At 48.9% G+C, this 19,384-nt stretch carries 22 protein-coding genes and 2 pseudogenes; 9 read left to right on the top strand and 15 right to left on the bottom strand.

Annotated elements, in window-relative coordinates; all coding sequences use genetic code 11:
* Positions 1–82 precede the first annotated feature (82 nt).
* Positions 83–1,033: a helix-turn-helix transcriptional regulator gene (locus DBZ16_RS00960; protein WP_107812607.1), complete on the bottom strand. Its 951-nt coding sequence runs from the start codon at positions 1,031–1,033 to the stop codon at positions 83–85.
* Between the two features lie 157 nt (positions 1,034–1,190).
* Here DBZ16_RS00960 and DBZ16_RS00955 point away from each other — a divergent pair, with 157 nt between their 5' ends.
* The 4 genes and pseudogenes from DBZ16_RS00955 to DBZ16_RS16665 form a co-directional block, all read left to right on the top strand.
* The gene (locus DBZ16_RS00955; RefSeq protein ID WP_045075755.1) at positions 1,191–1,526 is read left to right on the top strand and encodes a carboxymuconolactone decarboxylase family protein; all 336 of its coding nucleotides are present in this window, start codon (positions 1,191–1,193) and stop codon (positions 1,524–1,526) included.
* 125 nt (positions 1,527–1,651) lie between these two features.
* Complete coding sequence (locus DBZ16_RS00950) at positions 1,652–2,017, top strand: rhodanese-like domain-containing protein (RefSeq protein ID WP_107812606.1); 366 nt, start codon at positions 1,652–1,654, stop codon at positions 2,015–2,017.
* A 55-nt stretch (positions 2,018–2,072) separates the two neighbouring features.
* Positions 2,073–2,567: a DUF302 domain-containing protein gene (locus tag DBZ16_RS00945; RefSeq protein ID WP_107812605.1), complete on the top strand. Its 495-nt coding sequence runs from the start codon at positions 2,073–2,075 to the stop codon at positions 2,565–2,567.
* 84 nt (positions 2,568–2,651) lie between these two features.
* Positions 2,652–2,863, top strand: a pseudogene (locus DBZ16_RS16665) (hypothetical protein); the annotation flags it as partial.
* A 54-nt stretch (positions 2,864–2,917) separates the two neighbouring features.
* Here the strand turns inward: DBZ16_RS16665 and DBZ16_RS00935 are convergent.
* The 14 genes and pseudogenes from DBZ16_RS00935 to gatC form a co-directional block, all read right to left on the bottom strand.
* The gene (locus DBZ16_RS00935) at positions 2,918–3,925 is read right to left on the bottom strand and encodes a 2Fe-2S iron-sulfur cluster-binding protein (protein WP_107812603.1); all 1,008 of its coding nucleotides are present in this window, start codon (positions 3,923–3,925) and stop codon (positions 2,918–2,920) included.
* A gap of 83 nt (positions 3,926–4,008) precedes the next feature.
* A complete protein-coding gene (locus tag DBZ16_RS00930) occupies positions 4,009–4,632 on the bottom strand; it encodes a peptidoglycan-binding protein (RefSeq protein WP_107812602.1) in 624 nt (207 codons plus the stop codon).
* Complete coding sequence (locus DBZ16_RS14620) at positions 4,629–4,772, bottom strand: hypothetical protein (protein WP_159070273.1); 144 nt, start codon at positions 4,770–4,772, stop codon at positions 4,629–4,631. The genes DBZ16_RS00930 and DBZ16_RS14620 overlap by 4 nt, the downstream gene beginning before the upstream one ends.
* A gap of 356 nt (positions 4,773–5,128) precedes the next feature.
* Positions 5,129–5,431: pseudogene (locus DBZ16_RS16590) on the bottom strand (winged helix domain-containing protein); the annotation flags it as partial.
* An 18-nt stretch (positions 5,432–5,449) separates the two neighbouring features.
* Entirely contained in the window at positions 5,450–6,133 is a 684-nt protein-coding gene (locus DBZ16_RS00915) for a suppressor of fused domain protein (protein ID WP_107812601.1), read from the bottom strand.
* 192 nt (positions 6,134–6,325) lie between these two features.
* Positions 6,326–7,756, bottom strand: coding sequence for an Asp-tRNA(Asn)/Glu-tRNA(Gln) amidotransferase subunit GatB (gene gatB / locus DBZ16_RS00910; protein WP_107812600.1), 1,431 nt, complete (start codon positions 7,754–7,756; stop codon positions 6,326–6,328).
* A gap of 95 nt (positions 7,757–7,851) precedes the next feature.
* Entirely contained in the window at positions 7,852–8,295 is a 444-nt protein-coding gene (locus tag DBZ16_RS00905) for a hypothetical protein (RefSeq protein WP_107812599.1), read from the bottom strand.
* Between the two features lie 50 nt (positions 8,296–8,345).
* A complete protein-coding gene (locus DBZ16_RS00900; RefSeq protein ID WP_107812598.1) occupies positions 8,346–8,765 on the bottom strand; it encodes an SMI1/KNR4 family protein in 420 nt (139 codons plus the stop codon).
* 104 nt (positions 8,766–8,869) lie between these two features.
* Entirely contained in the window at positions 8,870–10,318 is a 1,449-nt protein-coding gene (gatA, locus tag DBZ16_RS00895) for an Asp-tRNA(Asn)/Glu-tRNA(Gln) amidotransferase subunit GatA (RefSeq protein WP_107812597.1), read from the bottom strand.
* A gap of 159 nt (positions 10,319–10,477) precedes the next feature.
* Complete coding sequence (locus DBZ16_RS00890; protein WP_240600121.1) at positions 10,478–10,927, bottom strand: hypothetical protein; 450 nt, start codon at positions 10,925–10,927, stop codon at positions 10,478–10,480.
* 130 nt (positions 10,928–11,057) lie between these two features.
* Positions 11,058–11,690, bottom strand: coding sequence for a DUF6714 family protein (locus tag DBZ16_RS00885; protein WP_240600119.1), 633 nt, complete (start codon positions 11,688–11,690; stop codon positions 11,058–11,060).
* Between the two features lie 25 nt (positions 11,691–11,715).
* Positions 11,716–12,318 (bottom strand): DUF4240 domain-containing protein, encoded by a 603-nt coding sequence (locus DBZ16_RS00880; RefSeq protein WP_107813079.1) that lies wholly within the window; start codon positions 12,316–12,318, stop codon positions 11,716–11,718.
* A 46-nt stretch (positions 12,319–12,364) separates the two neighbouring features.
* On the bottom strand, positions 12,365–13,120 hold the full coding sequence (locus DBZ16_RS00875) for a WGR domain-containing protein (RefSeq protein ID WP_107812596.1): 756 nt from the start codon (positions 13,118–13,120) through the stop codon (positions 12,365–12,367).
* 141 nt (positions 13,121–13,261) lie between these two features.
* Positions 13,262–13,552, bottom strand: coding sequence for an Asp-tRNA(Asn)/Glu-tRNA(Gln) amidotransferase subunit GatC (gene gatC / locus DBZ16_RS00870; protein ID WP_107812595.1), 291 nt, complete (start codon positions 13,550–13,552; stop codon positions 13,262–13,264).
* A 226-nt stretch (positions 13,553–13,778) separates the two neighbouring features.
* Between gatC and DBZ16_RS00865 the strand changes: the two genes are divergently transcribed.
* Genes DBZ16_RS00865 through rodA form a run of 5 tightly spaced genes read left to right on the top strand, consistent with a single transcriptional unit; the run spans position 13,779 to position 19,383 of the window.
* On the top strand, positions 13,779–14,816 hold the full coding sequence (locus DBZ16_RS00865; protein WP_107812594.1) for a rod shape-determining protein: 1,038 nt from the start codon (positions 13,779–13,781) through the stop codon (positions 14,814–14,816).
* An 11-nt stretch (positions 14,817–14,827) separates the two neighbouring features.
* Positions 14,828–15,667 carry a rod shape-determining protein MreC gene (mreC, locus tag DBZ16_RS00860; RefSeq protein WP_107812593.1) on the top strand — a complete coding sequence of 280 codons (840 nt, stop codon included), beginning with the start codon at positions 14,828–14,830 and terminating at the stop codon, positions 15,665–15,667.
* A 7-nt stretch (positions 15,668–15,674) separates the two neighbouring features.
* Positions 15,675–16,178, top strand: a complete 504-nt coding sequence (gene mreD / locus DBZ16_RS00855) for a rod shape-determining protein MreD (protein ID WP_107812592.1) — start codon at positions 15,675–15,677, stop codon at positions 16,176–16,178.
* Between the two features lie 9 nt (positions 16,179–16,187).
* Positions 16,188–18,227, top strand: coding sequence for a penicillin-binding protein 2 (gene mrdA, locus DBZ16_RS00850; protein WP_107812591.1), 2,040 nt, complete (start codon positions 16,188–16,190; stop codon positions 18,225–18,227).
* The gene (gene rodA / locus DBZ16_RS00845) at positions 18,220–19,383 is read left to right on the top strand and encodes a rod shape-determining protein RodA (RefSeq protein WP_107812590.1); all 1,164 of its coding nucleotides are present in this window, start codon (positions 18,220–18,222) and stop codon (positions 19,381–19,383) included. Before mrdA ends, rodA begins: the two co-directional genes overlap by 8 nt.
* Position 19,384 lies beyond the last annotated feature (1 nt).

Raw genomic sequence — 19,384 nt, 5'->3', positions numbered from 1 at the left:
TCCGCAGTATCACAATGGTTGAACGATAAATCAAAAGTTTATAACGCTTTTGACTTTGCCGTTTTCAGACGACCTTTCGGGTTCAAATGCCTTCAAGCGGCCGGCTGGTATCTTCATCTGCCGTTTCGTTTTCGTTTTTCCTATATTGCCCTGGCGAAATCCCGTATTGTTTTTTAAACGCTTTGCCGAAGTGGGTTTCGGATTGAAAGCCGACGTTCAGCGCGACGGACAGGACGGAATCGGCGGTTTGCCGCAGCAATACGGCGGCTTGGCGCAGGCGGATGAGGTTGACAAAGGCGTGGGGGCTGATGCCGGTTTGCTGTTTGAACAGGCGCATGAGTTGGGCGCGGGAGAGGTTGGCAAGCTCGGTCATTTTTTCGATGTTCCACTCGTCTTCGGGGCGGCTGACGACGGTTTGGATGAGTTGGCGCAGGCGTTTGTCGCGCAGGCCATTGAGTATGCCGCCCAAAGGTGCTTCTCCGCCTTGTTCGAGATGGGCGCGGACGATGAGGACGAGGAGTACGGAGGAAAGGGCGTTGACAATGGCGCGCGAGCCGGAAAGCGTGTGCGCGCTTTCGTATTGCAACATGGAGATAAGACATTGCAGCGAGGGATGGTCCATCTTGATAAGGACGGTTTCGGGCAGGTCGTGCATGATGTCGGCGTGTTCGTCGTATTCGAAGCGGGCGCAGAACAAATCGAGGCTTTTTTCGCCGCCGCTACGGGATGAGGCGACTGTGAATGCGCCGCTGTTGTTGATATGCGGTGTATCGCCACAGTTGTTGCAGTCTGCTTCGCTGCTGATGATGTGCTCCGCGCTGCGCGGGAAAAAGATAAGGTCGCCGGTTTGTAAGAGACGTGCTTCGGGTTCGCCTTCGATTTTGATGTAGCTTTCTCCTGCGACGACAAGGTGCGCGATGCCGTGTGCGCGTCTGCGTCCGTGCGGGGCGTACCATTTGTCGCGGAACAGGCATTGTATGTCCACGCTGCCGGTGATTTGCGCCAGTTCGATGAGTTTGTCCAAAGTGTCCATAAGTATTTTTTGCAAGTGAATGAGATGATTTGACGATTATAATAGTCAAATTATTGCAATAATGCCATTCATCGGATGTAAAGATGGCGGATTAAATTGAAATTTGCCATGAAAGAGCAGCATCCTTCATATCAAACACATTGGAAAGGAAATCAAAATGTTTCTAAATTGGCCCGAACACACCGCACACGTGAAAAAATCATTCGGCGAGCTGGGTAAAAACCACCCGAAAATGCTGCAAGCCTACGGCGCGCTGGAACAAGCCGCCGCAGCCGAAGCGTTGGATGCGAAAACCCGCGAGCTGATTGCCCTCGCCGTCGCCATCACTACCCGTTGCGAAAGCTGCATCAGCGTACACGCCGCTGCAGCCGCCAAAGCGGGCGCGACTGAAAGCGAAATCGCCGGCGCGCTGGCGACCGCCATTTCCCTGAACGCAGGCGCTGCCTACACTTATGCCCTGCGTGCTTTGGAAGCGGTTGACGCACAGCGTTGATTTTGTCTCAAAGGGTCGTCTGAAAACCACTCCCGTTTCAGACGACCCTTCTGCTGACGGGCATTGCTTTTTGCCGCCGAACCGTTTAGATTGATGTCTTTGTTCAACCGTTTGGAGAAACAACCATGAAAAAATTACTGACTGCTGCGCTGACTGCCGCCGCACTCATCCTTCCTGCCGCCGTATCCTATGCCGCGCCCGCTGCTAAAGCCGCCAGCGCGCAACCTGCTAAAGCTAAAGGCGTATGGATTGACGTACGTTCCGAAGAAGAATTCAAATCCGGCCACCTGCAAGGTTCGGTCAACATTCCGCACGAACAAATCGTCGAACGCATCAAAAGCGTCAGCCCCGACAAAAACGCGCCCGTCAACCTCTACTGCCGCAGTGGCCGCCGTGCCGAAGTCGCGCTTGCCGAGTTGAAAAAAGCAGGCTACACCAACGTAACCAATCACGGCGGTTACGAAGACTTGCTGAAAAAAGGTTTGAAATAACAACAAACAAGGTCGTCTGAAAAAGTTTCAGACGACCTTTTATCCAAGGAAAAACATGAAACCGATACGCACCTTCGCCGCAGCCGCCATTCTCGCCGCCCTGACCGCCTGCGCTTCACATAGCGGCGATGCCGCCCGACAACCCGATTCCCGACAAAGTTCAGCCATGAATCAAACCCATACCGCCGTCAGCAAATACAGCTTCGACGATACCGTCCGCCGTTTGGAAACCGCCGTTAAAGAAAAAGGCATGACCGTGTTCGCCGTCATCGACCACCAAGCCGCCGCGCGCCAAAGCGGTTTGGACATGCAGCCTGCGAAAGTCATCGTTTTCGGCACGCCCAAAGCAGGCACGCCGCTGATGCAAAAAGACCCCGCCTTCGCCCTGCAACTGCCATTGCGCGTCCTCGTTACCGAAACCGAAGGCGCAGTTCAAGTCGTGTTCAACGACACGCACGCGCTGGTGTCGGGCAGCAAAATAGAGTTCGCCGAAGTGGAAAACACACTCGCCAATGCGGAAAAACTGATTCGTAAAACGGTAGCGGAATAAGGTTCGCCCAAATCCGAAGGTCGTCTGAAAACCTGAGCAAACCCTTGCTAAATTAGTTTTCAGACGACCTTTTACGAAATAATGTGCCGAGGTCGTCTGAAAACTTGTTCGACGACATCGGCACATTATAGTGGATCAAATTTGAATCAGGACAAGGCGACGAAGCCGCAGACAGTACAAATAGTACGGAACCGATTCACTTGGTGCTTCAGCACCTTAGAGAATCGTTCTCTTTGAGCTAAGGCGAGGCAACGCCGTACTGGTTTAAATTTAATCCACTATATTTTTTAAGACAACTCTGTTTCTAAGCCTTTTTCGGTTGCGGCAGGTTTAGGTTGGCGCGGATATATTTATTGCGCCGGCGAGAATGCGTCCGAATAGAAGGCTGTTTCAGGCAGGCTGCATTGTGCAGCCAACACGGATTTCGCGCTTTCGATCATGGCGACAGAGCCGCAGGCATAAACTTCGTAGCCGCTCAAATCGGGATAATCTTTCTGGACGGCGGTTTGGACGTATCCTTTTTCGCCTTGCCAGCCCTCATCGGCTTTTGAAAGGACGGGAGTGAAGCGGGCGTTTTTCAGACGACCTGTCAGCTCTTGCGCTTCTTCGAGGGCGTACAAATCATCTTGATGACGCGCGCCCCAGTAAAGATGGACGGCGCGGTTGCTGTCTTGGCGGATAAGGTCGAGCAGGATGCTGCGGATGGGTGCATAGCCTGTACCGGTTGCTAGCAGGATGATCGGTTTGCCGCTGTCTTCTTGCAAGGTAAACGAACCGAGCGGGCCTTTGATGCGAACAATGCCTTTTTCTTTGACTTTGGGTTCGCTGCCGAAAATCATTTCCGAACAGACGCCATTTTCGCGCCTGCGGATGTGCAGTTCCAAAATGCCTTCTTGGTCGGGCGAATTGGCGATGGAGTAGCTGCGGCTGACGTTGCCCGGCAGCAGTAAATCAATGTATTGCCCGGCGTAGAAGGCAAACGGCGGGGCTTTGGGCAGGGCAAGTTTCAGGAGGGCGACATCGTGTTTGAAAACCATGCTTTCGATACGGGCGGGCAGGGTGCGGACGGGGAGGGCGTTGGCGTTGTAACCGGGGATGTTGATGCTGATGTCGCTTTGTGTAGTGGTGCAGCACATCAAAATCTTGCCTTGCGCTTTTTCTGCTTCGGACAAAGCCTGTTCCGAGTGTTCGCCCATTTGAATATCGCCGCTGACCAGTTCGGCTTTGCATTGTCCGCAGACACCGCTTTTGCAGGAATGGGGCAGATTGAGGTTTTGACGGGCGGCAGCGGCTAAAACAGTTTCGCCATCGTTGGCGGTGAAGGTGGTTTGGTCGGGTAGGGTAATGGTGTGGGTCATGGCTTGGTGTGGTTTGAATAGATTAAGTTAAAAGGTCGTCTGAAAAATCAACTTTCAGACGACCCCCGTTTTTGGAAGACAGTCTACAACGGATAACGGCAGCCGATATAGCCCTTATCTGAATCACCCCTTAGTACATCTGCTTTAAAGACAGCAGCAAAGCCAAAATATTTCCATATCTTAGATTTTTTATTGGGATCTGTTATCGATTTTTCGACAGCAGGCACATCATAGCCCAATGTATCCAGTTTTTTAGGTGTCATTTTGGAAGTGATATCTTGTCCCATTAGCTGTTGCGTCAGCTCTTGAAGGTCTTCCTGATATTTCTGACGGTATAGTGAATGCAATTTGGGATATCGTGTCCAATCAATTTCCAAATAGATAGCATTGTTGCGAATAGCGACATACTGCCCTTCTACTTCTTTTCCATCTAAGGGGTTGGCAAGACGCACCTTAAATGGCAAGCGGTAACGGTAAGTAATATTGTCGATTTCATTGACAAAACGTCCCACATTTTCTCCTGCACGTTCATTTGGATCAAGATAGCCGGTGAAATTTTCCGGAATCCAAAGCGAAAAATCCAACGATGACACCTTGCAATGCAATACATCCTGTACTGTTTGAGGAGTAAAAGGCTGATTGTCGTGATTCTTTGCAAATGAGGAAGCTGTTGCCAGCAATAGCACTGCGGGTAATATTATTTTCATCTTATTCCTTGATTTGTAATGGCTTTAAGGTCGGCTGAAAACCAAGCTTTGTTTTCAGATGGCATGGCAAGACTGACTAAAAACAGATGAATCATTTTCAGGTTCATCGGTTGCTGTTCTTTGTTCAGCAGTACAGTCACCCGCATCATCCTCGTTCAATTCAGCCGTCCATGCACATTCCCAACAATGCAGCCCACAAAACCATGATTTTGGCAATTTTCAGAAAATGCTCCGAAGAAGACATTTTGCAATTTCGGTTTCAACGGGAAATAGTTCAATCATGTTATTTTTCCTTTTCAAAAAAATTAGACGTAGAATATTGAGTCAATACACCCAATATGGAAAAAATAATAAAAGCATGAATATAAATCATAAAATCAACATTATCTCTTTGGTAACTTTCATAAATAAAAACGATCGGTATTGATATACAAATTAAAATATACAGGTACTTTGAAATTACCAGTAACTTATACACAAATTTTGATTTCATAGCCTAGTCTTTCATTTGAATAAAATCTACCCTAATCAACTCTCCAATCAACTTCCTAACTTCTTCATGTTCTCCCTAATTGAAGTTAACCAGTAGATTTTTCAACAATAACGGTTCATTCTTACCGATGTGTTCTAAAACTTTTTTCCCCAATTCATCTACGCTTATCTTCATCCCATTCCCAATCAAATGCCCCTTTTCCAACGTATCCAAATTATTGGCATTTAGTCTCAACCTGACGTCGTCTGAAAGCGGAGTAGCGTTGGGATTCGCGAACTGTTCAAGATGAAAAGCGGTATTTGATTGATAAAAGCGTATAGGTGGCTATACATAACTGCGTGTACGCGCCAAATCCGTTATCAGAAGGGGATTGTCAACACGCATTTTGTCGATCAGCTCTTTGCAGCGGGCGGTTGAAGGTTCTTGCCACAACCAATCCAGCTCGGATTGAGTCAGACCAACCATCTGCAGAAAATCAACTTTGCCATTCGGTGTGTCAATAGCGGGCAGTTTGGGATCAGGAACAAAAGCGATACCGACCAGAGCGGTTTCAGTATCACTTCGAATAGGACTGTTGGTAGGAATAAAGTGGTAGGGTTCGAACCATTTTTTGCTCTCAAAAACATAGCGGGCTAAGTTATTCATCAGATTGATAGCCCAAAATGGTTCGTGCGGCGTGCCGTGGTTCGAATCGGGGTCAAGTTTGTAGGGGGTAATACGGAAGGTAAATTCAAAGCCCCATTTGCTGAATTCGGCATCAGCGCTTTCCGGAGAAAAGTAAAGTTCGCTCATGCCGTAGGAGATGATGTGGCGGTGTGGTGTTTGTTCTTTGCAATCGTAGATACTGATGCCGTCCAGCGGGTCTTCTCCGCCAATACAGTATTTGACGATACTGCCGTAATGACGCAGCTTGGTGTTGCCGTAAAGCTTTTCGAGTTTGGCATCGATAGCATCCCAGCCGACGGATTGGTCTTCGGAGAAAGTTTCGCGGTATTCTTGCTCGGTCATGTTTTATCCTTGTTTAATTCAATAATTTTAATATCTACCAAGATTGTTAGCGCATTAAATTGGGACAGGACCTAATATTAGGAAAGGTTGCATGAAAGTGTTGTTGAATTTATCAGCTTAAATTACCGATTCTAGTTGGCTTAAAGGCTGCCTGAAAACCATTTTACCGTTTTCAGACAGCCTTTATCTTACTTAAGCCAATTTCGCTTTAATCAATTCCTGCACCTGCGCGGGATTCGCTTTGCCTTTACTAGCCTTCATCACTTGTCCCACAATCGCATTCAGGGCTTTTTCGTTGCCGGATTTGAACTGTTCCACGGCTTTGGCATTGTTTGCCAGCACTTCATCCACCATAGCTTCAATCGCGCCGGTATCGGTCATCTGTTGCAAGCCGTGTTTTTCGATGATTTCGGCGATGGTAGCTTCGGGTTCTGCCCACATGGCTTCAAAGGCTTTTTTCGCCAATTTGCTGCTTAATGTGCCGTCGGCGATTTTGCCTACCAGAGCGGCAAGGCGCGGAGCGGTAATTGGGCTGTCGGCAAGTTCCATGCCTTCTTTGTTCAGCGTAGCAGCGAGTTCGCCGTTCATCCAATTGGCAGTCAGCTTGCCTTGTCCACTGGCTTTGGCGGCTTCTTCAAAATAGGCAGCCTGCACGCGGCTGGCGGTGAGCAGGTGCGCATCGTAGTCGCTCACGCCGTAGTCTGCTACGAAACGCGCCGACATTTCTTTCGGCAGCTCGGGCATTTCTGCTTTGGCTTTTTGCAACCGGTCGTCTGAAATAATGACGGGCAGCAAATCCGGGTCGGGGAAGTAGCGGTAGTCGTGCGCGTCTTCTTTCAAACGCATCACGCGGGTTTCGCCCTTTTCCGGGTCAAACAACATGGTTGCCTGCTGTACTTTGCCGCCGTCTTCCAAAATCTCGATTTGCGCTTCCACTTCGTAATTAATCGCCTGCTCCAAGAAGCGGAAGGAATTGAGGTTTTTAATCTCGCGGCGCGTGCCGAATTCCGCTTGACCTTTCGGGCGCACGGATACGTTGGCATCGACGCGGAACGAACCTTCCGCCATATTGCCGTCGCAGATGTCCAGCCAGGTTACCAAGCTGTGTAGAGCTTTGGCGTAGGCAACGGCTTCGGCGGCGGAACGCATTTCAGGTTCGGAGACCACTTCCAACAGCGGCGTACCAGCACGGTTCAAGTCAATACCGGTCGCGCCGTTCAAGCCTTCATGCACGGATTTGCCCGCATCTTCTTCCATGTGCGCGCGGGTTACATTGATGGTTTTCACATCGTCGCCGACCACGATTTCCAGTTTGCCGTGTTCGACAATCGGTAAATCCAACTGGCTGATTTGATAGCCTTTTGGCAAATCAGGATAGAAGTAGTTTTTGCGGTCGAACACGTTTTTCTGATTGATTTTCGCATCCAAAGCCAAGCCCAATTTGATGGCTTTTTCAACGACTTCGCGGTTCATTACCGGCAGCACGCCCGGCAGTGCGCATTCCACTACGCTGGCGTGCGCATTGGGTTCCGCACCGAATGCGGTCGATGCGCCGCTGAAGATTTTGGATTGGGTGTTGAGCTGGACGTGGATTTCCAAGCCGATTACGGTTTCCCAAGTCATAGTTTAAGTTTCCTTTGAATTTGGGTTGTTTTAAATAGGGGATATTTGATTTTTCATTGGGCAGGTTTTTAAAATACATAGAAACCTGTTTGTATTCAGGATAACGTTGATTGTTTAAAAATCTTTTTACGCCAAATAGCCAGTAGCAATACATTCACAGCAACCACAGCAGATACTAGAAACAACCATTCGTAGGAATAAATAACATTAAATAAAGTAACAAATGTTTGTTCCAGAGGGTGTAGCGTCAATTGCCCATAAGATGCCGCTTGATTGCGAGCCGGCATGATAAAGTTCATGACTATGTAACCAAGGTTGATAAACAGACTTAAAGGCAGGCAGATAATGCTATTGAGTAATAAATGTTTTCGCCAAAAATGTGGTGATCTGGGGCGTTTGCGCCACAAAATGTATGTAACAAGTGTAGAAAGGATAAGCCATAACAGCAGAAATAGCACAATGTTTGTGTATATTTCCAGCCCCGCTGCTTGCCATAAGACTTCCCAAAATTTTGGGGAAAAGTAATCGTAATATTCCATTATTTTTGTGATTTTGTTAGTTTCAGACTGCAGGAAAGTTGCCGTCTAAATTATGACCAATTAAATAAATTAAAAAAATCTTCTAATGAATTAGCAATAACACGCCATGTCAGTTCGCCGTCATCCCAATAAATCACGCGAGGTATTTCTTTGTTTTCTGAGAAGTCCATGCAGAACGGGCAATTGCTGCCATCAACACCGAATACGAGGATTTGCGAGAAATTAGTGATATAGCCTAAATCGTATGCGTTTTGATTTTGGTAGTCGGCATATTCTTCAGCTTCCTCTGTGGGGAAATCCTTGGGTAGCTCGCGGCTATATTTTAGGATTTCGTCTGAGTTGTAAAAAATATGGGTTTCGGTAAACAATTCGTAGCCAAATTGGTCTTGCTCCTGTTTGAGTTTGCCATCCAGACCTTCATATTTTTTGAGTAGTTTGCTGTAGTTTTCTGGAATTTTTAATTGGAACATTACTTCAGGCTACCTGAAAAAAAATGATTCAAAACAATAATGCTACGAATTCCACTATTTACAGGTAGCCTTTTTCAGACGACCTCAAAGGCTACCTGTAAACCTCACGCGGGTGCTTTTGTATGCCAATCGCTCGCCAACTGTATTTGATGCGCTACGCCAAGGATTTTGGCTTCGGAGAAGTGGTTGCCGATAAATTGCACGCCAATGGGTAGTCCGCTGCTGCTGAAACCTGCGGGCAATGTCAAGGCTGGCAAACCTGCCAAATTTACAGCGATGGTGTAGATGTCGGAAAGGTACATCTGCACGGGATCGTGGATGTCGCTGCCGAGTTTGGGAGCGGCGGTGGGCGCAGTCGGGGCGAGGATGAAATCACATTGCGCGAATGCCGTCTGAAAATCATTAGAAACAAGGCGGCGCAATTTTTGGGCTTTCAGGTAATAGGCATCGTAGTAGCCGTGCGACAACACATAAGTACCAATCATGATGCGGCGTTTGACTTCGCTGCCGAAACCTTCAGCGCGGGTGTTGCTGTACATTTCTTCTAGGTCGCCGAATTGGGCGGCGCGGTGGCCGTAGCGTACGCCGTCGTAGCGGGAAAGGTTGGTGCTGGCTTCGGCGGAAGCTAGGACGTAGTAAGCGGGGATGGACAGGGCGGTTTGGGGCAGGGAAACTTCAATGGTTTCCGCACCTTGCGCTTTTAAAAGGTCAATGACGCTTTGTAAAGCAGCCTGCACATCGGCATCCGCGCCTTCGCCGAAATATTCTTTAGGCAGGCCGATTTTCATGCCTTTGAGCGGTTTGTCCAAATCGCGGGTATAGTCTTCTTTGTTGCGTTCTAAGCTGGTGGAATCGCGCTCGTCAAAGCTCGCCATTGCATTAAGCAAAATCGCGCAGTCTTCGGCAGTTTGCGCCATCGGGCCTGCTTGGTCGAAACTGGAGGCGTAGGCAACCATGCCGAAGCGGGAAACTGTGCCGTAGGTAGGTTTGATGCCGGTGATGCCGCAGTGTGAAGCAGGCTGGCGGATAGAGCCGCCGGTATCGGAACCGAGCGCGACAGGAGCAAGACGCGCTGCAACAACGGCTGCGGAGCCGCCGGACGAACCGCCAGGAACGTGTTCGGGATTCCACGGATTTTTAGTCGCGCCGTAGAATGAGGTTTCATTGGTTGACCCCATAGCAAACTCGTCCATATTGGTACGGCCGAGCGTTACCATGCCTTCGTCAAGCAGGTTTTGGACGACGGTGGCAGTGTAGGGGGAGACAAAGTTGTCCAGCATTTTGGAGCTGCACGCGCTGCGCCAACCTGTTTGACAGAAAATGTCTTTGTAGGCGATGGGTACGCCGGTGAGTGCGGTAGCGTTGCCTTGCGCGATACATGCATCGGCGGCACGGGCTTCGGCGAGAGTTTTGTCTTGGTCGAGAGTGATGTAGCCGTTGATAGCCGGGTTCTGTGCAGCAATGGCGGCGAGGTATTCGGTTGCCAGTTCGACGGCGGAGATTTGTTTGGATTGCAGCAGTTGGCTGGCTTGTTTGAGGGTGTATTGGGTCATAAGAGTCTTTTAGTTTAAATAAGTGGGATTTTAAAGAGTTTAATGGTGTAGGCTGATTTCAGGGTCGTCTGAAAACATCAACCTATCAATTTTGGGTAAGTATCCGGTGGGTTGAGCTGCGTGGCGGAACGGTAAAGCAGAGATTGTTCGTCATTTTCATCATATGCCGAACAGACCTTCTTGGTCGCATTGTTGTAGTGCGGCTATCAGGGCTGTTTCGTATTCGGTGCGTTTTTGCTGATAGGTGTCGTCATCATCTAGATTTTCTATGCCACGGTATGCAACTTGGTAGAGCTCGCTTTGGTTTTCCAGCCAGTCATCTGAAGCATTCTGGATTTCGGTTTTGTCTTCATAAAGTGTGCATCTACCATCCCAAATCGCCTGCAGGATGGTGCAATTTTTGTATTCTTTCTTGTGCTTGGCAGCAAAGGCTGCTAAATCCTGATGGGTAATTGCGGCGTTGCCTGCGGCAAAAAAGTCGTCCACCAAATAGAAATAATACGCGGCAACTTCTTTGCCTGCCTGTTCGACCTGTTGCTTGATGTGGCTGAAGCAGTGTTGGATATGGTTAACAGCGATGGAGTGCAGTTGTTGTTGCTCGGTGGACATGAGATTCCTTTGCTTCGTGCTTTTTATCTATTCTATTCGTATGCGAAACAGAACTGTCTTGTCACTGCATACTTCAAAATTGCTCTTAAAAAACGTATTTGTTCTTTCAGACGACGTTCTTTTAAAAGGCTTACTTTTTATCGGGCAAAATATTGGCATCTGACAAAGTTTGATTTAAATGTTCAAATGCAGCCTGCCATGGACTGTTGATACACGAATAGTAACCGTCATCGTAGGTATTTGCCGTTATTTCCACGAGAAAATGGACTGCATTCAACAAAGCACGTTGTTGAGCAGCGTTGAGCAGCAGTTCATCAGTGTAATAGCTGTTCTCCAATGCATAAGCCAATGTATCGGCAATTATACCGTCTGGGTCTTGTAATGCCCAAAGCAAGTAATATGGCAGGGAGAAATGCCTACCCATACTATCCATAAATGTGATGGCGGAGCAGGGATTAAAACGCGGAATCTCTCCTATTTGGTGTCCTTGAAAAAGGACATTTTCCCAATAATCCCGTTCATCTTCAGCGCGATAGCGGCAACGTTCCGAATCATTGGTATCCATCCAGTCATCCACGCAGTCGGCTTCCAATATTCCGATTCCGTCTTTCAGCTTGGTATCGGCAAATGCGTGGCAGACTTGCTCGGCGATTTCTTCGTATCTTGCGTTCCACTTTTGAGCATATTCACGCAGGTAGCCAAGTATCTTGATGAGTCGCTTGGGAGGCATCGTACTTACAGAGTTGGTACGCTGATGTTTCATAGTTAGGTCGTCTGAAAATATATGTTTAGTGTTCAAACATAATATATTTTCGATAAGTATTCGGCAGTACTGCAGCAAGGTCTTCCAGTGTCCAATCTCTGTCGTATTGACGGGTGGGGATGTTTAATTCCCGCTGCCTAACATCTTGCCATTCTATATTGGCCTTTTGCGCAAATTCGTCGGCGATTTTCTTGAATGCACGGATACCGATACATTTTCGTTTGCAATAGATTCGACTGGCTAAATAACGCTGCTCGGGATATTCATGTTCATGCCCCTTTAGGCTGCCACTGCAATAGTTTGGCGCAGCTTCGGTATCAGACAGCCGGTCGGCATCGTGTAAAACAGCAAGATATTTGCTTTTTCCTTGCAAAATCAACCAGTCGGCAAAACCGTAAGTATTGTATGCATGCCTACCACCGTATACTAAAGATAGTGCAGGCCAGATTAATTTATTGGGACCGGCAATGACAGTGCATTCGTACATCTCAAAGAAATAATGAAAGTACAACAAATCTTCATCAGGCAAAGATTCCAATAAGCGCATCAAGTTTTGGTTGAACTTTCCAATATCGCATGAATCAGGACATGCTTGGTCGATGATGTTCCAAAAATCATTGGTTGTCATAGTTCCAATCATCCGTTTTGTTTTCAGGGTGACTAAAAGATCTCATCTAGTTTGAAAAACCTTTGGCTTCTATGGCAAAGCGTCGCAGGTCATCTATCATTTGACGACTGATTTCAGATGACCCATCCTCAGTACACCAACCGCGTAGCTGTGCCAGTATGTCCAATCTTTGTATGGCAAGCAGAGCAAGTTGCTGCAATTCAGGTTTCAGACGACCTGTAATTTTAATGCTGCCGAATGCTGTGGCGATAATCACTTTATCAGATTGATAAACTTCGATTTCTTGGTGTTTACACAGTTCTTCAATGCTTTCGGCAGTTTGGTCTGCTTGAGGCGGCAGGTAATCCATACCCCAATATTCACAAATCATTTTCTGCGGGAAAGTTAATGTATCCAGATTGTTATTTTTACGGAAGGCTTGTGCAAGCTCGTACAACGTATCGCTGCCTTCATCGCTGCCAAACGGAACCTCTTCATCACCGCAATCATAGTAGAGATCATCGGTTAAGTATTGGACGAAATGTGGATGCGAGGTTTTACGATGTGGACCGTAATTTTCAACGTCAAAATAAAGGCGGTCGATGAAATTAAAATCGGGGGCAGGTTTGTAGCCTTTTTTGGTCTTTTGTGCGATGAGTTTGTCAGCAGCTTTTTGGCACTCGGCTTCATCGTCGTATTCGGTAATTTGGAAACGTCCGGCAGTTCCAAGTTTGCCGAAATTAACCATGATGTCGCTACCAGCGGAATCAATAATCCAAAATTTCTGGGACTTGTCGTCGCTATAAATGAAGGCTTGTTTCACAGAAATTCCTTTTCGGGTCGTCTGAAAATACAAATGCCAGAATAAACATCCGCTTTAGAGAATTAAAACAACTGGCATTTTTTTATTTCACATGGTTGTACACAGCTTCCACCATTTTGCTACTTACAGGATAAATTCACACTATTCTTCAATTACCTGCGGCACAATATACAGACGGTTGCGCACTTCCGGTGCAACGGCTTGATATTCGGCGGCATTGTCGGTTTCGGTAACTTTATCCTCACGCAGGCGCAGGGCGGCTTCGTGGGGGTGAGCCATCGGCTCGATACCGTCTGTATTCACGCTTTGCATCTTTTCGACCATGGCGAAAATGTCGTTCAATTCTGAGAGGGTTTTGCCTTTTTCTTCCTCGGTCAGCGAAAGGCGTGAGAGTTTGGCGATTTTTTCCACATCGGTTAAGCTTAAAGCCATAAAAAATCCTTGTCTGATAGCAAACGCCCCTTTATTGGGGTATCATTGCGTTCTTCTTCGATGAAACGAGGAATTATAACCGAAAACTACTCAAACGGCGTGTGATTTAGCCATGCGTTTCATACGGGGAGTGGGGAGGTCGTCTGAAAAGGCGTTGTTCCCATGTTTTTAATATTTTGAATAACAATTAAATAAAATCGGTGCTGGGCCGATATTCAGGTATTTTATGTTTCGTTTTTTATCCCGTTTTTTCTCCAACGATATCGCCATTGACTTGGGTACGGCGAACACGTTGATTTATGTGCGTGGTAAAGGCATTGTTTTGGACGAGCCATCCGTGGTGGCGGTTCAGTCGGGTACGGGCGGTAAAAGTAAGATTGTTGCCGTAGGTACGGAAGCCAAAAAAATGCAGGGGCGCGCACCGCGCAATATTGAAATCGTCCGTCCTATGCGGGACGGGGTGATTGCTGATTTTACGATTGCCGAGCGTATGCTGGGTATGTTGATTAAAAAGGCAACACAGGGTAATTCGGTCGTACCGCCGCGCGTTGTGATCTGCGTGCCTGGCGGGGCAACTCAAGTGGAACGCAAGGCAATTTTGGATTCTGCGTTTGCCGCAGGCGCATCTTCCGTACATTTGATTGAGGAGCCGATGGCGGCTGCTTTGGGTGCGGGTTTGCCGATTGAGGATGCTGCCGGTTCGATGGTGGTGGATATCGGCGGCGGCACAACGGAAATCGGCATTTTGTCGTTGGGCGGTATGGCTTATTCCGCCTCTGTCCGCGCGGCGGGTGATGAGTTCGATAAGAGCATCGTGCACTATCTGCGCCGTCATCGCGGCGTGTTGATTGGTGAAGCGACGGCTGAAGAATTGAAGAAAACAATCGGTTCAGCCTCCGGCTTTCCAACGGAAACCGCCATGAGGATTAAAGGTCGCGATTTGGCGGAAGGTACGCCCAAATCGTTGGCGATTACTTCGGAAGAAGTGCGCGAGGCTTTGAGCGAAACGGTTAATCAAATTATCCGCGCCGTGCGCCTTGCATTGGAGCAGGCTCCGCCTGAGTTGGCTGGCGATATTGCCGACAGGGGTATTATGCTGACGGGCGGCGGCGCATTGTTGCACGGTATGGATACGGTTTTGGCGGATGCGACGGGGCTGCCTGTCGGTATTGCCGACCAGCCTTTGAACTGTGTGGCTTATGGTGCAGGTAAAGCCCTAGATTATATCGGCAAATGGAATGCCGTTTTTGTGGATAACCCGTAAGGCAGGCTGAAATGGAACATTCTTCTTTACGGTTTGACGAGGCAAAGGGCCAAAAGCTGTTGCCTCGTTTTGTTGCGTATCTTTTATTGGGTGCCGGCATCATGGTGGCGGACGGCCGTTTCGATCTGATGCAGCCTGTGCGTACTGCGGCGGCGGAGATTCTTTATCCGGTGCAATGGTTGGCAAACCAGCCGGTCCGTCTCTATCAATATTTTTCCAACCAATCTCAATCGCAAATCGAGCTATTGGAGCAAAACCGTCTCCTTTTGGAGGAAAACGGTCGTCTGAAAATCCAGCTTCAACGCGACAAGGTCAACCTGAGCGAATTGCAGGAGCTGAAAAAGCTATACAGTTTGCAGCAAAAAGGTGTAAGTAATGTCATTGGCACGGAAGTGTTGTCCAGTGGCAAAGACCCATTGTCCGAGCGTTTGATTATTAATAAAGGCAGTGGCGAAGGGGTTGCGGCAGGCGATGCCGTTATCGATCAAAACGGCTTAATCGGACGTGTAACCTTAGTTCATGCCAACAGCGCGGAAGTCGAATTGATGTCGGCTGCGCAAAGTATCGTTCCTGTTGCCGTTGAGCGGACGGGCGAACGCAATCTCGCCTACGGCAACGGTGTGGGCTTGGATTTGCGCTATTTCCCAACGGGATCGGATTTGAAGCCGCAGGACGTTTTGATTACTTCCGGCTTGGACGGCATTTATCCGGCAGGCATTCCCGTGGCGCGCGTGGATAAAGTTGTCCGCGCGTCCGGTACGCCTTATTACGACACAGAACTGACCCCGTTTGCCGCCTTGCGCCGCAGCCGCTTTGTTTTGGTTCTGTCTTCTTCCCATTCTTCCCAATAAATCATTCATGAACGATTTTGACGATTCCTACCGTGCCATGCCCGTCGGCGTGATTGTCGCAAGTTTTGCCGTAACCATGCTTGTCGATTTCATGCCTTTTCCCTTTGATGTGTTTTTTTGGCTGCCCGAACTGACTGCGCTGATGCTGCTTTATTGGTCTATGCATCATCCCCAACGTGTCGGCATGGGCATTGCGTTTTTGCTCGGCTTGATAGTCGATGCTGCAACGGCAGCGACTTTGGGGCTGCACGCATTGTCTTATACGGTCATGGTGTATTTCGTCTTGAACACGCGCCGTCAAATCATGCTCTACGGCCACATCATGCAGATCGGGGCGGTATTGGCAGCATTGTTCTGCCATCAGGCGGTATTGGTGGCGGCGCGTTTGTTCCTCAACAACCAAATCATTACTTGGCAAAGTTTCATCGCGCCTTTGGCAGGCGCGCTGCTTTGGCCTTTCTTGAGCCAGTTGATGCTGGTACTGACCAATTTTTATCGCGCCAACAGATAACGTGAAACCATGTCCATACTGAATACTATGAAACGTCGTCTGAAAAATGGCGGTAGCGGTAAAATACAGACTGCAAAGGCGGCGCAAGCCGATTCTTTATTGCGTCTGCTGGTGGCGTTTATCCTGATTGTGGTTTTGTTTGCCGCATTGGTGGCGCGGTTTGTCTATTTGCAGGTGTTCCGGCATGATGATTTTTCCGGGCAGGCATCCAGCAACCGCATCACATTAATTCCAACCCCGCCCGTTCGCGGCGAAATCGTAGATGTCAACGGCGTACCGTTGGCAAAAAACTATCCCGTGTTTTCGCTGGAAGTCATTCCCAGCCGCATTGAGGGCAAGATGGAGGATGTCATCGAAGCCCTGCGGAAGTATGTCGATATTACGCCTACTGATTTGAAGCGTTTCCACAAATATCGCGAAAGCTACCGCAAATTTGAAAACATCCCGCTCAAGCTGCGCCTGACAGATGAGGAAGCGGCAAAATTGTCGGTGCATCTGAATGAATTTAAAGGGGTAGAAGTCAATTCGCGCACTTTCCGCGAGTATCCTTATGGCAAATTGACTTCACACTTTTTAGGTTATATCGGGCGCATCAGCGACAAAGATCAGGAAATTTTGGAAGAAGAGGGCTTGACTGCGCTCTATCGCGGCAGCACCCACATCGGCAAGTCGGGGCTGGAAAAATTTTACGAACCGCAGCTTCATGGCGCGCCCGGCTATCAAGAAGTGGAAAAAGACGCTTACGGTAATATCGTACGCGTCTTGAAAAACGTGCCGTCGCGCATGGGACAAACTTTGCGTTTGGGCATGGACATTCGCATGCAACAAGAAGCGGACAAAATATTGGGAGACAGGCGCGGGGCGATTGTCGCCATCAATCCGCAAGACGGTACGGTGTTGGCATTCGTTTCCAAACCATCTTTCGATCCCAATCTCTTTATCGACGGCATCGACAGCGAAACGTGGAAAGCCTTGAATGATGACTGGAAAAAGCCGTTGGTCAACCGCGTAACACAAGGTTTGTATCCGCCGGGTTCGACGTTTAAGCCGTTTATGGGCATGGCTTTGCTGGAAAGCGGCAAAATTACCCAAACGACGGTCGTTCCCGCGCCCGGCGCATGGAGCATTCCCGGTAGCCGCCATGTTTTCCGAGATTCCGTACGCAGCGGACACGGTTCGGCAAATTTGAGCAAGGCGATACAGGTGTCGTCTGATACCTTTTTCTACCGCTTGGGCTACGAAATGGGCATAGACAAAGCATCGCCGTATTTAGCGCAATTCGGTTTCGGCAAAAAAACCGGCATCGACCTGCCCAGCGAATATACGGGCGTTTTGCCCAGCCGTGAATGGAAGGCGAAACGCTTTGCCAAATCATCCGATCCTACCGCCAAAGAATGGCGCGCAGGCGAGATGGTATCGGTCAGCATCGGGCAGGGTTACAACGCCTATACACCGCTGCAAATGGCACACGCCACCGCCTCGCTCGCTAATGACGGCGTGGTTTATCAGCCGCATTTGGTGAAAGAGTTGTTGGATTTCGACAAACGCAAAATCACACGTATTAATCCCAATCCCGAATACAAAATCCCGTTTAAACAAGACAATTTCGAATACGTCAAACAGGCGATGGAGAAAGTCTTGAAACCGGGCGGTACGGCACACCGCATCGGCGGCGGTTTGGCTTACAGCATGGGCGGCAAAACGGGCACGGCACAGGTTGTGCAAATCAAGCAGGGCGGTCGTTACAACGCCTCAGCCTTGCGCGAGCAACATCGCGACCATGCGTGGTTTATCTCGTTTGCTCCCTTAGAAAAACCTGAAATCGCCATCGCTGTGATTCTGGAAAACGGCGGCTGGGGTGCATACGCCGCACCGCTTGCCCGCAGCCTGACCGATTTTTATATGCTCAACGTCAAGCCGCAGCAGTTTTCAGACGACCCCGACGCAGGCGGAATGCCTGAACCGCAACAACACCGTACACAACCCCAACTGCCGACCATATTCCAAAAAGCCTACAGTTTGAAACAGGAGGAAGCAAATCATGAATGAAACGGTCGGAATGTGGGCGAAAATCAAGCGCATCGTATCCGCGCCGATAGATCCGTGGCTTTTTTTCCCCATGCTCGCCATCTACATCATGAGCCTGTTTTTGCTCTATTCGGCGGACGGTCAGGATTTTGGTCAGCTTGAACACAAAACCATGCACACCGTGACAGGCTTTGCGCTTCTGTGGTTCGTTGCTTCCTTCAAGCCGCGCGATGCTGCAAAAGTGGCGCTGCCAATGTACCTGATTGGCGTGTTGCTGCTTGTCGCCGTCGAAGTCGCAGGCGTTACTGTCAATGGTTCTACGCGTTGGCTGGAGCTCGGTTTCACACGCATCCAGCCGTCCGAAATCATGAAAATCGTCCTGCCCATGACCGTTGCTTGGTACTTCCAGCGGCACGAAGGTCGTCTGAAATGGTTTCACTACATCATCGCCATGCTTTTAATCCTTGTCCCCGTTGCGCTGATTTTGAAACAGCCCGACTTGGGTACCGCGGTTTTGATTATGGCATCGGGTATTTTCATCGTCTTTTTCGCAGGCCTACCGTGGAAAGTCATCTTTGCCGCCATCGTCGCCTTTGTTGCCGCATTGCCGCTTTTGTGGAACTACGGGATGCACGACTATCAGAAAACCCGCGTTTTGACACTGTTTGACCCGACGCAAGACCCTTTGGGTGCAGGCTACCATATCATTCAGTCCATGATTGCCATCGGTTCGGGCGGTGTTTGGGGGAAAGGCTGGCTCAACGGCACACAAACGCATTTGGATTACATTCCCGAGTCTACAACCGACTTCATTTTTGCCGTATATGGCGAAGAATTCGGTTTGATCGGCAACATCTTGCTGCTGCTGGTTTACCTCGTTATCCTGACGCGCGGACTACTGATTGCCGCCAAAGCCCAATCGCTTTACAGCCGCACGCTTGCCGGCGCATTGACCATGACCTTTTTCTGCTACGCCTTTGTGAACATGGGCATGGTGAGCGGCATTTTGCCCGTTGTCGGCGTTCCTCTGCCGTTGGTCAGCTACGGCGGCACTGCAACACTTTCCATCATGACCGTACTTGCGCTACTGATGGGTATTTCCAGCGAACATAAAACCAAACGCCGCTACGAATTTAACGACAAAGCGGACGTAAACGTCTCTACAAAAAACCAATAAG

The organism is Neisseria sicca (genome assembly GCF_003044565.1).
GTDB classification, from domain to species: Bacteria; Pseudomonadota; Gammaproteobacteria; order Burkholderiales; family Neisseriaceae; genus Neisseria; species Neisseria sicca_A.
This window is presented reverse-complemented; position numbering and strand designations above follow the sequence as displayed.